This is a genomic window from Microbulbifer thermotolerans (assembly GCF_001617625.1).
Classification (GTDB): Bacteria; Pseudomonadota; Gammaproteobacteria; order Pseudomonadales; family Cellvibrionaceae; genus Microbulbifer; species Microbulbifer thermotolerans.
On record NZ_CP014864.1, the window covers coordinates 983,203 to 997,962 of the forward strand.

At 60.1% G+C, this 14,760-nt stretch carries 14 protein-coding genes; 4 read left to right on the forward strand and 10 right to left on the reverse strand.

Annotation, left to right across the window (positions count from 1 at the left end; genetic code table 11):
- Window positions 1-70 precede the first annotated feature (70 nt).
- The 3 genes from A3224_RS04115 to A3224_RS04125 all read left to right on the forward strand — a co-directional run bounded on the left by A3224_RS04115 (window position 71) and on the right by A3224_RS04125 (window position 2,665).
- Window positions 71-916, forward strand: coding sequence for an SIS domain-containing protein (locus A3224_RS04115; RefSeq protein WP_067157405.1), 846 nt, complete (start codon window positions 71-73; stop codon window positions 914-916).
- Window positions 917-1,149: 233 nt separating this feature from the next.
- A complete protein-coding gene (locus A3224_RS16765; protein WP_156481420.1) occupies window positions 1,150-1,800 on the forward strand; it encodes a hypothetical protein in 651 nt (216 codons plus the stop codon).
- A complete protein-coding gene (locus A3224_RS04125) occupies window positions 1,793-2,665 on the forward strand; it encodes a D-hexose-6-phosphate mutarotase (protein ID WP_067151874.1) in 873 nt (290 codons plus the stop codon). The genes A3224_RS16765 and A3224_RS04125 overlap by 8 nt, the downstream gene beginning before the upstream one ends.
- Window positions 2,666-2,746: 81 nt before the next feature.
- Here A3224_RS04125 and panB read toward each other — a convergent pair whose 3' ends face one another.
- The 9 genes from panB to dksA form a co-directional block, all read right to left on the reverse strand.
- Window positions 2,747-3,559 carry a 3-methyl-2-oxobutanoate hydroxymethyltransferase gene (panB, locus tag A3224_RS04130; RefSeq protein WP_067151876.1) on the reverse strand — a complete coding sequence of 271 codons (813 nt, stop codon included), beginning with the start codon at window positions 3,557-3,559 and terminating at the stop codon, window positions 2,747-2,749.
- A gap of 1 nt (window position 3,560) precedes the next feature.
- Entirely contained in the window at window positions 3,561-4,247 is a 687-nt protein-coding gene (locus A3224_RS04135; protein WP_067157408.1) for a deoxynucleoside kinase, read from the reverse strand.
- A gap of 129 nt (window positions 4,248-4,376) precedes the next feature.
- Entirely contained in the window at window positions 4,377-4,853 is a 477-nt protein-coding gene (gene folK, locus A3224_RS04140) for a 2-amino-4-hydroxy-6-hydroxymethyldihydropteridine diphosphokinase (protein ID WP_067151879.1), read from the reverse strand.
- Complete coding sequence (gene pcnB / locus A3224_RS04145) at window positions 4,854-6,200, reverse strand: polynucleotide adenylyltransferase PcnB (RefSeq protein WP_067157411.1); 1,347 nt, start codon at window positions 6,198-6,200, stop codon at window positions 4,854-4,856.
- Between the two features lie 765 nt (window positions 6,201-6,965).
- Window positions 6,966-8,360, reverse strand: a complete 1,395-nt coding sequence (locus A3224_RS04150) for a sigma-54-dependent transcriptional regulator (protein WP_067151882.1) — start codon at window positions 8,358-8,360, stop codon at window positions 6,966-6,968.
- 123 nt (window positions 8,361-8,483) lie between these two features.
- Window positions 8,484-11,483, reverse strand: a complete 3,000-nt coding sequence (locus A3224_RS04155) for an ATP-binding protein (RefSeq protein WP_067151885.1) — start codon at window positions 11,481-11,483, stop codon at window positions 8,484-8,486.
- Window positions 11,473-11,649: a hypothetical protein gene (locus A3224_RS17075; protein ID WP_175487722.1), complete on the reverse strand. Its 177-nt coding sequence runs from the start codon at window positions 11,647-11,649 to the stop codon at window positions 11,473-11,475. The genes A3224_RS04155 and A3224_RS17075 overlap by 11 nt, the downstream gene beginning before the upstream one ends.
- A 199-nt stretch (window positions 11,650-11,848) precedes the next feature.
- Window positions 11,849-12,745 (reverse strand): tRNA glutamyl-Q(34) synthetase GluQRS, encoded by an 897-nt coding sequence (gene gluQRS, locus A3224_RS04160; protein WP_067151888.1) that lies wholly within the window; start codon window positions 12,743-12,745, stop codon window positions 11,849-11,851.
- A gap of 114 nt (window positions 12,746-12,859) precedes the next feature.
- Window positions 12,860-13,297: an RNA polymerase-binding protein DksA gene (dksA, locus tag A3224_RS04165; RefSeq protein WP_067151890.1), complete on the reverse strand. Its 438-nt coding sequence runs from the start codon at window positions 13,295-13,297 to the stop codon at window positions 12,860-12,862.
- Window positions 13,298-13,576: 279 nt separating this feature from the next.
- Between dksA and sfsA the strand changes: the two genes are divergently transcribed.
- Complete coding sequence (gene sfsA / locus A3224_RS04170) at window positions 13,577-14,278, forward strand: DNA/RNA nuclease SfsA (protein ID WP_067157414.1); 702 nt, start codon at window positions 13,577-13,579, stop codon at window positions 14,276-14,278.
- A gap of 125 nt (window positions 14,279-14,403) precedes the next feature.
- Here the strand turns inward: sfsA and A3224_RS04175 are convergent, their stop codons facing one another.
- Window positions 14,404-14,748 (reverse strand): Rieske (2Fe-2S) protein, encoded by a 345-nt coding sequence (locus tag A3224_RS04175; protein ID WP_067151893.1) that lies wholly within the window; start codon window positions 14,746-14,748, stop codon window positions 14,404-14,406.
- Between the last annotated feature and the right edge of the window lie 12 nt (window positions 14,749-14,760).

A 14,760-nucleotide genomic window follows, 5' to 3' on the forward strand; every position in this document is an offset into this window, starting at 1 on the left:
GTTTGCGCTCGGTCACCTCTGGCCCGCAACAGCTTTGCTGACCACGGGAACTGTTTTTGGGGAGGGGATTATGGGAGCGATTGCTCAGATTCGGGCGATGCGCGGCTCTATGTCAAATCACGAGCGGCGCATAGCGGACTACATTCTGGCCAATATCGAAGGGGTGCGCAGCTTATCTTCGAAAAATCTGGCTGACCAAGTCGGGGTCTCGCAGTCCAGTGTGGTTAAGTTCAGCCAGAAACTCGGCTTTCGCGGTTATACGGATCTCAAATTGTCGCTCACCGAAGCACTGGCGCGGACATCGCTGCTGCCCAAAGCCATCCACGGCGACATCGCTGTGGACGATCAGCTCGGAACGGTGGCGCAGAAGCTGATTGCCCGCAAAACGGTATCCCTGAATGAGACCCTGGCTGTCAATCGGGAGGCGCTGTTGCTGGAGAGCGTCAATCTGCTCGCCGAGGCGGACAGAATCGTTCTGGCGGGCGTCGGTGCCTCGTCTCTGGTGGCCAAGGATTTCGCCTTCAAACTGATGAAACTGGGCAAGTCAGTCCTGGCCGAAAGCGATACACATGTACAGGTTGCGAATGCCGCGACTTTGGGGAAGGGCGACCTCGTCTTCGCGATTTCCGAATCCGGCTTGACCCGGGAGGTGATCCGGGTGGCGGAAACCGGATTAAAGCGGGGGGCGGAGGTGGTTTCTCTCACCCGCTTTTCACGCAATCCTCTGGTGGATATCGCCCGGGTCAATCTGTATTGCGTGGCCGATGAGGCGGGAGCGCGCAGTTCCTCGATATTGGCGCGAACCGCCCAGCATATGGTGACGGATCTGCTGTTTATCCTCGTATCGCAGCGGGATGAGCGGGCGAAAGATCTGTTCGAGCGCAGCCGAGAAGCCGTGGAGGTACTGAGGCGCTGATACGCCGCTATTCTCTTTCCCCGGCGGTGCCCGTGCACTTGCTGCTTCCCTGAGCTGTGGAGGCACGGGTAAACCCTGCGCGAAACCGCGATCGCCCCCCCCCCGGCTGGTGCGCCCCAAACCAGTGGCGACCCTCGTGCAGGGTCATGCGAATTTCTCAGGGCTTTCCTATACCATAAGTAGCCTTTGAAACTTGCCCGTTGCGCCTGAATGAAAAGAAAAGGGGGCCCGACTTGCACAACTTCTGGCTCGCAGAAATCCTGCTCGCCCTGGCCGCCGCGCTGGTCGCCAATCAATACTGGGTCATCGACCGCGAGCACAGCCGGCCCCCGGCACTGCTGATTGTTGCCGCTTTGGTTTGCCTGTCTCTGGCCGCTGGCGTCGGCGCTTACCGCTACGGCATAGATCCCGGAATCACACAATTGCACCGCGTCCTATCGCAATTGTCCGCTTATGTCACCTTTCCGCTGATTGGCCTCGGACTTCTGTGGGGGCGCCTGGGGCTGCCGAAGGCCCGCGGTAAGCGTGCGCCGGCCTATGGGGTTTTGGTACTTGTGGTGGGATCCGCGCTGATTGTGGCGGAAGCCGGGTCACTGCCGCCGCGGCTGGTGGGCAGCCTGTTTTCCGCGCTTGGCCTGACCTTCTGGCTGCTGGTGGCGGTATGGGAGCTGATTTTCCCGCGCAGCTTGCGGCGGCCACTGGCTTTGATTCTTATCTCGGGTGCGTTGCTGGTCATTCTGGCCGGGGCAGTAGTTGGAACCGATGCGACACGCGTCCTGGGGGTTGCCCGCATGAACTGGTTCCATCTCTGTCTGGCTGCGGGTGCGTTGGCGTTACTCTGTGCCCGCCCAATCTTTATCTGTGGGAGAAGTGAAAGTGAGTGAACGATTGCAAGCGGACTGGCTCAGCCGCACCGACAGCGGTGCGCTCTATGGCGAGCCGGGCCTGGAATTGCTAAAGGTGCAGACGCGCCTGTGCCGGGCGGTAATCGCAGTACAGGGTGCGCAGCTGCTGGAATTCCAGGCTCAGGGCCGCGAGCCGCTGCTGTGGCTCAGCCCCCGGGCGCAGTTTCGGGAGGGCAAGCCGGTGCGCGGCGGTATCCCCCTGTGTATGCCGTGGTTTGGTGTCAACCGGCGGGATCCAGCCAAGCCCAAGCACGGGCTGGTGCGCAACGCCCCCTGGCAGCTGTCGGGAGCGCGGGCGCTGCCGGATGGCGAAGTTGAGTTGGTGTTCACTTACGATCACGCTGGTAACGTACTGTTCAGTACGCCCTTTTTCTGTGAGGTTACCATGGCCCTGGGGCGTGGGCTGCGATTGCAGCTGGCGTTGCAGAACCGAGGTGCCGAGCGCACGGAATTCAGCTGGGCCTGGCACACTTATTTTCCGGTTGAAGAGTTGTGCAAAGTAGAAGTCCGCGGGCTGGAGGGTTGCGAATATCTGGATAACACCCGCGATCTACAGCGGTTTACTCAGGAGGGAGCACTCACTTTCTCCGGCGAAGTGGACCGTATTTACGAACAAGCGCCGGAACGGCAGCAGATTCTCACCCGTGCCCCGATCGAGGCGCGCAGTGAAAATTGCCACAGTGTGATCTGTTGGAATCCGGGGGCGGAGATGGCCGAGACCCTGGAGGATGTGGGCGAGCATTACCGGGAATATGTCTGTGTGGAACACGGCAATGCCTTTTCCCACAGCTGGCAGTTGGAACCCGGGGCCATGGCGCGGGCGTCGCTGCACCTGCAGCGTTAGGGCATCGATAAATGCGCGCGGACGCTGTGGTGGATTCCGCAAATGCATGGATACATCCCTGTATCCGCGGCGTTTGGAAAATCAGAAAAAAGTGTGGCTGTCATCGGGAAAGACGCCGCTCTTGACGTCTTCGGCGTATTTGCGCAATGCGCTGGGAATATCGCCCGCTTCCTTGAGGAAATTCTTGGAAAACTTGGGCGGTTGCTCGGTAAGGCCAAGAATGTCATTAATCACCAGAACCTGGGCGTCGGTATCCCTGCCAGCACCTATGCCGATAGTGGGCATGGAAACCGATTCGGTAATACGCTTGGCCAGCGCCGCCGGCACACACTCCAGTACCAGCAGATCCGCACCCGCCTCGTCTAGCTGCGCGGCGTCATCGAGGAGCTGTCCGGCCGTGTCTTCGTCGCGCCCCTGTACGCGGTAGCCGCCCAGTTTGTGTACCGACTGGGGTGTTAGACCCAGGTGTCCGCACACCGGGATACCGCGGTCGGTGAGCATTTTCACGGTTTCCGCCAGCCAGGCTCCACCCTCGATTTTCACCATGTGTGCGCCCGCCTGCATAATGCGGGTAGCGTTGACCAGCGCCTGCTCTGGCGTGGCGTAAGTCATAAACGGCATATCCCCCATGATTAGGGATTTTTTGTTGCCGCGCGCCACCGCTTCCACGTGATAGATCATCTGCTCCATGGTGACCGGAATAGTGCTGTCATAGCCGAGCACTGTCATGCCGAGTGAGTCGCCCACCAACAGAGCTTCCACACCCGTGCGCTGCGCCATGGCGGCCATGGGCGCATCGTAGAGAGAGACCGTAATAAATTTTTCTCCGTCCGCTTTCATCTTGCGGAGCGTTTGTACGGTAATCGGTTTTTCCAGTTCTGTTGCTGCGTACATTTCAGTATCCCGGGTTGTAATAGTGGCGGCCGCTGGTGATGGTGAGCATATATTCCACTAGCTGGCGGTAGTCTTCAGGGCGATCGACGATATCGATATCCGCGCTGTTGACGATCAGTAGCGGCGCCTGGTCATAGTAGTGGAAAAAGTTTGTGTAAGCTTCATTGAGAGAGGCCAGGTATTCGTTGCTGATCGCGCGCTCTGCGGCGATGCCCCGATTGCGGATGCGCTCTTGCAGAACATCGAGCGGCGCCTGCAGATAAACCACGAGATCCGGTTTGGGCGCCTGCAGTGTCAGATGCTGGTAGACCTGTTCGTAGAGCGCCAGCTCATCGGCATCCAGGGTGACTTCGGCAAACAGCTGGTCTTTGTCGATCAGGAAATCAGAAACGCGTACCGGTTTGAAAAGGTCGTCCTGGCGCAGTGCCTGTATTTGTTGCGAGCGCTGCAACAGAAAGTGAAGCTGGGTGGGCAGGGCGAAGCTTTTCGGGTCCTGGTAGAAGCGTTCGAGAAAGGGATTGTCTTGGGGCTGTTCGAGCAGTGTGTCGTAGTTAAAGGTCGCGGCCAGCTTTTTTGCCAGGGTGGTTTTACCCACGCCGATATTGCCTTCCACGGCAATAAACCTGGGTAGGGTTTTGCCGGTAATGACCGGCTCGTGAGGGTGGCTTTCGCCGCTGTCGATGACCACTGGGTAAACTCCTTTATTTTTTTCGCCGCCGCTGTTTCGCGGGGCCGGTGGCCGCGATGGGCGCTTGAACTGCCAGAGCAATGGCTCGCCGGCGGCGGCCGCCTCTGCAATCTTCACAAATCCCGGGTGTCAGATTTTCTCCAGGCGGTTAGGCGGACACCGTTGTAACAATGTCTGTATGGATTCTCCCGACGGCAGTTGCAGATCCGGCTCCAGTTCCGCTAAAGGTAGCAGCACGAAATTGCGCTCGGCCATGCGCGGGTGCGGGACCTGCAGACGCGGCTCGTCTATCCGCTGCGGGCCGAAGAGTAGTATATCCAAATCGAGAGTCCGGGCACCCCAGCGCACAGTGCGCTCGCGGCCCTGGGCATTTTCGATACGCTGCAATTGCTCGAGCAGTTGCAATGCCGCCAGTTCGGTTTCGAGCTCTGCCACGGCGTTGATATAGTCAGGCTGGTCGCCGGGCCCCACTGGCGCACTGCGGTAAAAACTGGAACAGCGCAACAGTTCTGTTTGTGGGATTTTGGCGATGGATGCCAGTGCATGGCGCAACTGCTGTATGGGCTCGGCGAGATTGCTGCCGAGCCCGATAAATACGCGTTCCATTTACTCTGCCGTCCTGGGGCGCCGGCGGCGTCCGCCCCGGGAGCCGCGCCTGCGTCGGCTACCGTTGCCGCGTTGCAATTTGCGTGTCATTTCCTGGCGCCCTTCTTCGTCGGCCTGCTGAAACGCAGCCCACCATTGGCCGAGGCCGGGGGCCAGTTCTCCGGATTCCTCCCGCAACAGCAGGAAGTCATAGGCGGCGCGGAAACGCGGATGTTCACTCAGGCGCTGGGCGCGGTTGCCGTTGCGCTGCGGCAGGCGCAGCTGCAAATCCCAGATTTCTCGCATCGGTATAGAGAAGCGCTTGGGGATGGCGGTGTGTGCCAGTTGCGAGCTGGTAACTTTTTGTGCGGCCTGGGCCAGGGCCGGCACTGGCGGCGTACCCTGGCTTTCCAGGTGCTGCTGTTCCGCTATAACTGCGGGCCACAGTAGTGCCGCGTACAAAAAGGCGGGGGTAACGCGCAGGTCATCGCGGATACGCTGGTCAGTGTTGCGCAGTGCCAGACGGGTCAGCGCCAGCGCCACCGGGTCTTCCAGCAGAGCTGCGTTGTTCGGAAACAGGTGGTGCCACAACTGGTAGTGGTGGAGCAGTTCGAAGGTGCGCTCCCCATGGCCACTCATCAGTAGTTTGAGGACTTCGTCGAACAGCCGTGCGGGCGCGATATTGCGCAGTAGTGGTGCCAGATTTGCCAGTGGTGCGGCTGTTTTATCTTCGATCTTAAATTCCAGCTTGGCGGCGAAACGCACCGCGCGCAGCATTCGCACAGGGTCTTCTTTGTAACGGGTGGCGGGATCGCCGATGGTGCGAATTAGCCGTTCTTTGATGTCTTGTACACCGCCGGTGTAGTCGTGGATCGCGAAACCGTCGGTGGTGTAGTAGAGGGCGTTGATGGTGAAATCGCGGCGCATGGCGTCGCTTTCCAGGTCGCCGTAGACATTGTCGCGCAGCAACATGCCCTGCTCAGACTGCAGTGCCTCGTGTTCCTCGCCATCTTTGTGGTGACCGCGGAAGGTGGTGACTTCGATGACTTCGCGGCCGATGCGGGCGTGCAGTATACGGAAACGGCGGCCGACAATGCGCGAGCCACGGAACAGCGCCTTGGCCTCTTCCGGGGTGGCATCGGTGGCGACGTCGAAATCTTTGGGATGCTTGCCCAGCAGCAGGTCGCGCACGCCGCCGCCCACAATATAGGCCTGGAAGCCGGCCTCCTGTAGGCGCTTCATCACCGTGAGGGCGGCACGACTGATATCGCGGCGGGAGATATTATGGTCATTGCGGGCGATAACCCTCGGGCCCGGATTGGCCGGCTTGCGCCAGCGCTTGATACTTCTGATCAGGGTATTGAGCATACGGCTGTCTGTCTTGACTTCTGCCAAAGGCGTTTGGCTGGAAAGGCCCTGGCGCAATCCGATGACTTTGTGGTGTGGGTGCGGCAGGCCCAGGCGGGTCGCATTCTATCACAGGGACTGATGGAAGCTCAGGCACGACAGGACGCCCGCAAAGGCAGGGAGTGGCAATAGCTCGTGCCATACATAAGGAAAAGAGAAAGGAAGGGTGGGAATTATTCTTATTGGTTATGAAGGCAGCGGCTTCCTTGCGCTCTCAATTCGCTGTCTAGCGAACACCCTCTCCCAGGTACAATCAGTCAGTTTGTAACGCGCTTGTCGTTATTTTTGTTGTCTTCTGCTTATTTTTATTATTTATTGTTGTTTTCCTTTCGGTTTTGGTCCCTGTTTGCTTTTATTGTCGACCGCCCCGTTATTTTTATTGTGATTCGCCCGCTTATTGTAAGTAATTATTAAGGCTTAACAGGTTATTTATTTTTATTCTTGGCTGCTTTTCTTATTTTTACTAAGTAGAAAGCATTTAGTGTGCCAACTTTAAAAAGTCTTTATAAATCAATGAGTTACAAAATTTACATATTTTTTCACGCCGCAGCGGATAGATTTTGCGTTACGGATGTCGCCGAAGGTGTTACTTGGGTAGGGGTGGGGTAACACTCTCAGTGCAGGGCAGACTTATCCGTCAGGACTTTGGTGCCGATGCGCCGGGGAAGGGACCTTGGTGTGTGCGATGCGCCCACAGGGGCGCAGGGGAAAAATGGTGGTAGGTTGTTAGGAGGCTTCAGCGGTAGCGGCCCGGCGGGTTTTCTTGCGCGGTATGCCCAGCTTCTGGCGGCGTTCCCACAGGCACTTGCGGCTGATACCCAATTTCTTTGCCAGCTCCGTCTCGCTCATGGTGTCCTGGTGCTCTATCACAAAGCGGGCGAAATAGTCTTCCAGGGACAGGTCTTCACGGGGGTCTGTGTGCAGGCTGCGCGGGCGCCGCTCCGGGTCTGCTTCTTCTATCGGCACGAGGTCGAGGTCGATATCCAGGGTGCGGTGGTCAATTTCTGTACTCTTGGCGTCGGTCAGGATCACCGCGCGCTGTATCGCATTCTCCAGTTCGCGCACATTGCCCGGCCAGGTGTAAGTGGTTACTGCCTGTACCGCTTCCGGTGACAATTTCAGGGCAGGGCGGTCCAGGCGGGCACAATACTTCTCTAGCAGGTGCTCTGCGATCGCCAGTACATCTTTGCCCCTTTCTCGCAGTGGGGCCAGTGTTACTTGCACCACATTGATGCGGTAGTAGAGGTCTTCGCGGAATTTGCGCTCGGCGGCCAGCTGGCGCAGGTTGCGGTGGGTGGCCGCAACCAACCGCACATCCACCTTGCGGGATTCCACCGCGCCGATGGGGCGCACCTCGCCTTCCTGCAGTACCCGCAGCAGGCGGGCCTGGGCTTCCAGGGGCAGCTCGCCGATTTCGTCAAGGAACAGGGTGCCGCCGTCGGCGGCGGCCACCAGTCCCTCGCGGGCGGTCTGGGCGCCGGTGAAGGCCCCTTTTTCGTGGCCGAACAGCTCCGCCTCGATCAGTGTCTCCGGAATCGCCGCACAGTTGACGGAGATGAGTGGCTTGTCGGCACGCCGGCTCTCCGCGTGGATAGCGCGGGCCACCAGCTCCTTGCCGGTGCCGGTTTCGCCGTGCACCAAAACGGTGGCATCGGTCGGTGCGACTTTGTGGATGCGGTCGTAGAGACCGCGCATTACCGCGCTGTCGCCGATCATGCCGGAGACAGTGCGGCCAGACGTTTTGTTTTCCGAAGCCTGGGCACGGTTCTGCTCGGCCTTGCCGATTACACGGCGCACGGTGGCGATCATCTCGTCGTGGTCAAAGGGCTTGGCGATGTAGTCCGTCGCGCCCATACGCATGGAGTCCACGGCGGATCTCAGGCTGGCGTAACTGGTCATAATCAGCACCGGCACGTCGCCTGCCACCTTCAGCAGGTCGGTGCCCGGGGCGCCGGGCAGGCGGAGGTCGGAGATAATCAGGTCGATTTCACTGAGGCGGTATTTGGTGGTCGCCTCGCGTACAGAACCGGCTTCGCTGACCTTGTAGCGGTGCCGCTCCAGCAGTTTGCGCAGCGCCGTTCGAATAATGGCTTCATCTTCGACGATCAGGATGTGGCTCATGTGTTACGCCTGGTTACAAAACGCTCAGGGGGGTTCTAGTTTTACCCGTGGGGCGTTTCTATGCAACCCATTAGGAGTGGGCACGGGAAAATCGATTCCGGGAAGAGGCTGGCTGAGCCCGGTTTAGCCGGGCTCTGGTGTCTCCTCTTGTGCCCGCTCTTGCATAGGCAAATGCACCACGAATTTCGCCCCGCGCCCCGTCTCTGGGTTTGCGGGACTCACCAGCTCCAGCTGGCCGCCGTGTTCCTCTACGATGCTGTAGACCATCGCCAGGCCCAGGCCGGTGCCCTCGCCGGGTTCCTTGGTGGTGAAGAAGGGCTCCAGGATGCGGTCCCTGTGCTCAGGGGGAATGCCGGGGCCGTCGTCGGTCACCGAGATCTTGACAGCGCCGCCCTCAACGCACCCGTCGATACGAATGTGGCCTCCATCGGCGCTGACGTCGCGGGCATTGCTGAGCAGGTTGATGAACACCTGGATCAGGCGCTGATTGTCACCGGGCGCCATCAGGTCCTCGGGCACTGCGTTGTCGAAAGTCACCTGGGCCTTGTCCCGCTGCAGGGACAGCAGTTGCACCGCCTCTTGCACGCAGGCGTGGAGATCCACAGGCGCGCGCTCGCCGACACTGTCGTGGCTGCCGCTGTGGGAGAAGTTCACCAGTGAGTGGACAATGCGGCTGATACGCTGAGTTTGGCTCAGTATCTGATCCGCGGTGTCGCGCACCGCGGGGCTGTCGGATTCGAACTGGAGGTTTTGTGCCAGGCAGGCAATGCCGGTCACCGGGTTGCCCACTTCGTGCGCCACACCGGCGGCGAGACGGCCCACCGAGGCCAGCCTTTCGCTGTGGATCAGCTCCTGTTCGAGAATTTGTGTCTCGGTGATGTCTTCGAGCAGCAGCATTTGTGCGTCTCCGCGTTCGCTGCGCGCCCGCCCGCCCCGGCCGCGCTTCTTACGGCGTGTTTTGTGCAGGTTCAGCCAATGGCTGTTGCCGTCGATGCTCACCTGTTGTTTGAAGCGGCTCGCATCGGTGGATTTGGCGAATTCGGTCAAAAGCGTGCGCCAGGGCTCGGCGAGGTATTCCAGCTTGGAGCCGAGCACCTCGCCGGCGGCGATGCCGGTCAGGTCGGCCATGGCGTAATTCCACAGCAGTATTTCGCCGTCGCGGCCCAGGGAACAGGCAGCGAGCGGCAGTTCTTCCAGCATCTGTCGGTGGTAGAGGCGCAGATTGTTCAGTTCCGCGGCCAGGCCGGTGAGCTGATTTTTGTAGCGGGATAGGCGGGTCTCTATCAGGTGGATGTCTTTATTGGCGGGCTGGCCGCTGTCCTTGAAGGGGAAGTGGCGGTCGATGATTTGTCCCGCCAGCACTCGCCCCAGCAGACCGGAAAGATTGGCTTCCAGTTTGTTGCGCAATTGGCGCAGTGCGTAGGGGCGGCGCTCGTCATCGGGCAGGTTGAGCTGGCGCAGGGCGCGGTTGACCTCCTGTGTGGCGGTGGCGGCACCGAGGCTCTCCGCCAGGCGCAAGCGGAAGTCCGCCGCGGACTCCACGTCCAGTTCCAGTCGCAGTGCCTGGGCCAGGGTGTCGTCGCTGCACAGGTCCGCCGCGTATTGCTCAAGACTGCTGCTGCGGGTGAGCAGGGACAGGCCGACAAACAGCAGCACATTCAGCGCCAGAGACAAGGTGGTGACCTGGGTCCAGATAGACATCCCCAGGGGCAGGCGCAGTTCGGTGCCGGGTAGGGTAATACTGTTGATACCGAAGATGGAGGGCAGTAGCAGACCGCCGGCCCAGATCAGCATGCCGGCCACCAGGCCGCCGATAAAGCCGCGCCGGTTGCCGCGTGGCCAGTGAATCACGGCGAATATCCCGGGCAGGAACTGCAGGGAGGCGATAAATGCCAGCAGTGCCAGATCGGAAAGCGACAGGCGATTGCCCAGCAGCAGATAGAAGCCGAACCCTGCCAGGAAAAGCGCTCCCACCAGTGAACGCCGCAACCACACCAGTTGGCGGTACATATTGTCTTCCGAGTGCCAGCGGGTGCCCGGCAGGAGCCACTGGTTCATCACCATGGTGGACAGCGCCAGGGTCATCATTACCAGGGCGCCGGTGGCGGCGGAAAGGCCGCCGATAAACGCCAGAATCGTCAGCAGCGCAGAGTCGCTGGTGCGCGGCACCGCGAGCGCGAAGTACTGCACCGGCTCGGAGACACCGAGTGCGAATCCGGCCCACATAATGGGAAAGATCGGCAGTGCCATCAACAGCAGGAAGAGCGGGAAACCCCAGCTGGCGTGGCGGAGAGTCTGTGCTGTTGGCCGCTCCGCCACGCTCAGATAAAAGATGTGCGGCATGGCCACGGCAGTGGCGATAAATACCAGCAAAAGCGTGTGGGAGGACCCCTGTTGAATTGGAGTGTACAGCAGTTGCTGCATGTCGCTGTTGTGCGCCAGCCACTTGTCCAGCTCGCCGAAGCCGCCGAATACTCCGTAAATCGCGTAGGCCCCTACCGCCAGCAGTGCCACCACCTTGACCACCGATTCCAGCGCCATGGCGCTCACCAGTCCCGCGTGGCGGTCACGGGTGGTGCCGTACATGCTGGTGAAAACGGTCAGCAACACACAGTAGAGAAAGGCGATTAGGTTTTTGCTGGTAACGCCGCTTTCCGGCAACGCCAGGGCGGCGACACTGTCTTGCGACAGCAGTGCCAGTGTCTCTGACACCGCCTGTATTTGCAGTGCGATCAGGGGCAGGAGTGCCAGCAGCATAAACAGGGTGGAGAGGGTGCCCGCCAAGCGGCTGTGGTAACGGAATACGAGTAGGTCCGCAGGAGAGGTCAGTTGATAGCGCTGGCAAAGTCGCGCAAGGGGTTCCAGGGCCACCGGTGCAAAGAGGAACATCCCTCCGGTGCCCAGGTAGTAGGCCAGAACACCGTAGCCATACTGTCGGGCCAGGTCGACGATACCGTAGTAGGTCCAGGCGGACAGGGATACGCCGAGGGAGAGTACATACACCAGCGGGTGGCGCATCCAGTGCGAGGGCAGCCAGCCCTTGGAGGAAGCAAAGGCAACGAAAAACAAGGTGGCTATATAGACCACACCGATCAGGGCGATGTGCGCGATCTCAAAGCTCATCGGACTTGCGCCTCATCTGCACGACCACCGCCAGAAGAATCAAAATGAACCACAAAATAAAGGGGCGGTACCAGGCGCCGGAGGGGTTGATCATCCAGGTGAAAACGGTTGGCGAAAACACATAGCCCACCAGCACCAATAGGATTAACAGAGTGCGGTTGGTCATGGGATGCACCGGAACTGGATACACAGACACGGGGCCTCGGCGCTGGTCCAAAGCGGACGCGATTTGGCGAATGGGATGGCAATGCCAATCGTTGCCATAGGGCGCTGCTTCCTTCTGTCTGTTGAGGGCAGAAGATGTTAATGGGCGCCAGGTGTCGGAGTAAACCTGTGTTGGGCTTCTCTTCACTGCGCCAGGGCCTTTATCGCCGGAAAGCGATGGAATCAGGGGGCGTGATTTGGCGGTTCCGCAAATCCACCTGATGGCGCTGCCAGCGGGCCGCGGCCCAGTGGAGGATGTGCTCCGGGCTTTCGCCTTCTATGCCTCGGGGGAGGTGGAAGCCGAGAAATGCCAGCGCCGCGCTCAGGTTGTCCGCTGCCTTGTGGTCGTCTATTGGCGGAGCATGGTTTTGTTTGCTGAGCTTCTGGAGACCTCCGGGGCCCATCACCAGGGGCAGGTGGCCGAATTGGGGTGGTGTGGCGCCGAGTAGGCGGAACAAGCGCTGCTGGGCGCCAGTGGTGTCCAGCAGGTCTGCACCGCGCACCACGTGAGTCACCCCCTGATCGATATCGTCCGCTACCACTGCCAGTTGGTAGGCGTAGAGGCCGTCGCGGCGCTTGAGAATGGTGTCTTCGCGTATCTGTTGGCGCAATTGACCGCGCCAGATATCGTGAAACTGTTCCTCGCCGCCGGCGCACACAAGGCGCAGGGCGGCTGGACTGGAACCGCCGCAGCGCGCGCGGCAGCCACTGTTGTCGTGACCGCCATTGCGGCGTATCTGACTGCGAGAGCAGTGGCAGGGGTAGAGGAGCTTCCGCGTCCTGAGCTCCGTCAGTATCTCTTCGTAGAGTGCGTGGCGGCGGCTCTGCCATTGGAGTGGGCCGTGCCAGTGCAGTCCATGGGCTTCCAGGGAGTGCAGAATACGCTCCGCCGCGCCGGGTTCTTCCCGCGGTGGGTCCAGGTCTTCCATTCGCACCAGCCACCGACCGCCGTGGGCAATGGCATCCAGGTAGCTGCCCAGGGCGCAGACCAGAGAGCCGAAGTGCAGCGGTCCGGTTGGAGAGGGTGCGAAACGGCCGATGTAGGTGGGGGCGTTCAAGTGTGGCGCAGTGATGAGTTGACTAAGGGTGGGAGTGTGGTCCTCGGTGAAGGGATTGGATTGCAGGCCTCCCGGGGCTATGTCCAGCCCCGGGGCCGGGCCTATCCTCCGGGATTACCCGGAAATCTGCTTCTCCTTTATTTCCGCCAGGGTCTTGCAGTCCACGCACAGGGTAGCTGTGGGACGCGCTTCCAGGCGGCGGATGCCGATCTCCACGCCGCAGGCCTCGCAGAAACCGTACTCGTCCTGATCGATCAGTTCGAGCGTGGCGTCGATCTTTTTGATCAGCTTGCGCTCGCGGTCGCGGGTGCGGAGTTCCAGGCTGAACTCTTCTTCCTGGCTGGCACGGTCGGCCGGGTCCGGGAAGTTGGCAGCCTCGTCTTTCATGTGGGAAACGGTGCGGTCCACTTCCGCCATCAATTCTGCTTTCCAGGCCAAGAGCAAATTGCGGAAATGCTCCTGCTGCTTCTCGTTCATATACTCTTCGCCTTTAGTCTCTTTATAAGGCTCCAAGCCGTGCAGAGAATCGGGGTTCGCAGCAGTTCTGGGCATAGTCGTTGCCTCTCTTTACTATTCGGGCCCTCGTTTATGGGGGCTCTACCAGCATATTCAATCTAGCCTAGTCCGCAATCGTCCGGGGTGTGTACTTTTTAACCCCTTCAACCGGAGCACGATGGCAGGCTATTCCTTTTCTGGTGCCAGTGGCCCTGGCGACCGAGGGCGAAGAAGCTACCAAATCTCTTCAGCCGGCGCCACAAAATGTTGGCCGTGGACTTGTATCCGGCTTCCCGGGTATTTTGTGGCGTTCAAATAGTCATTTTAGGTCGTACCGTGAAGCTTGATCCCCCGCTACAGCAGGCGACTTTGCTGCGCCGCTATAAACGTTTTCTCGCCGATATCGAGACCCCGTCCGGCGAGATTTTCACCATTCACTGTCCCAATACCGGCTCGATGAAGAACTGCTGGGTGGAAAACAGCCCCTGCTGGTATTCGGATTCCGGCAACCCCAAGCGCAAGTATCGCCACACTCTGGAGGTCACCACCACGCCGGAGGGCGCCCTGGCCGGAGTGAATACGGGGCGCGCCAATGCGCTGGTGGAGGAGGCCATTGTCGGCGGCACTGTCGTTGAGCTGGCGGGGTACGACAAGTTGCGCCGGGAGGTGCGCTATGGCGATGAAAACAGCCGTATCGACCTGCTGTTGTCCGGGCCGGAAGGGGAGTGCTATGTGGAGGTGAAGAATGTGACCCTGGCCGAGGGCGGCCGCGGTCTTTTCCCCGACGCGGTCAGCAGTCGCGGTGCCAAGCATCTGCGGGAGTTGCAACTCCTGGCCGGAAAAGGGGTGCGGTCTGTGCTCTTCTACTGCGTACAGCACACAGGTATCGAATCCGTGGAGGCCGCGGCGGAGATAGACCCTGTCTATGCCGAGGCCCTGAAGGGAGCGGTGGCCGCGGGGGTGGAAGTGCTCGCTTACCGGGCAGCGATCAGCGCGGAGGAAATTGTCCTGACCGACGCCATCCCTTTTTTGTGTTAGGGCGTTGATACTCTCGTTTGAGAGGCGTAGCCGGTTGAGTGGCAGTCAGACAACGGAAAGGTAGGTCTGAGTGAAACGTATTTTTTCGTTTCGTGCCCCTGGGGAGCCTTTGGCCCCAGGGACGGTCAGTCCGCCATCAGTACATAGATGCCGTCGCGACCGTACTCTATTGGCACTGGTGTCAAAGCATCGCCGGCACAGGGGCCGGCAACACACTCGCCGGTTTCAATCTGGAAGAGGGCGCCGTGCGAGGCACACTGGATCAGGGCGCCGTCCGGGTCGAGGAATTGATCTTCCTGCCACTCCAGATTAATCCCGCGGTGTGGGCAGTTGTTCTTATAGGCAAAAACTTCGCCATTTTTCATTACCGCGAACACGTTGGCAGTGCCGGCGGCACTGTCGCCGAGGGAGAACCCCTTGGATTGGCCCTCGGTCAGCTCGCCGTGGCGGCAAAGGAGGTATTTCTGCATAGGTTGTTACTG

Coding starts and splice junctions, on each gene's coding strand:
- A3224_RS04115 (WP_067157405.1), top strand. CDS start 71: ATGGGAGCGATTGCTCAGATTCGGGCGATGCGCGGCTCTATGTCAAAT.
- panB (WP_067151876.1), bottom strand. CDS start 3,559: ATGTACGCAGCAACAGAACTGGAAAAACCGATTACCGTACAAACGCTC.
- folK (WP_067151879.1), bottom strand. CDS start 4,853: ATGGAACGCGTATTTATCGGGCTCGGCAGCAATCTCGCCGAGCCCATA.
- pcnB (WP_067157411.1), bottom strand. CDS start 6,200: ATGCTCAATACCCTGATCAGAAGTATCAAGCGCTGGCGCAAGCCGGCC.
- A3224_RS04150 (WP_067151882.1), bottom strand. CDS start 8,360: ATGAGCCACATCCTGATCGTCGAAGATGAAGCCATTATTCGAACGGCG.
- A3224_RS04155 (WP_067151885.1), bottom strand. CDS start 11,483: ATGAGCTTTGAGATCGCGCACATCGCCCTGATCGGTGTGGTCTATATA.
- A3224_RS17075 (WP_175487722.1), bottom strand. CDS start 11,649: ATGACCAACCGCACTCTGTTAATCCTATTGGTGCTGGTGGGCTATGTG.
- dksA (WP_067151890.1), bottom strand. CDS start 13,297: ATGCCCAGAACTGCTGCGAACCCCGATTCTCTGCACGGCTTGGAGCCT.
- A3224_RS04175 (WP_067151893.1), bottom strand. CDS start 14,748: ATGCAGAAATACCTCCTTTGCCGCCACGGCGAGCTGACCGAGGGCCAA.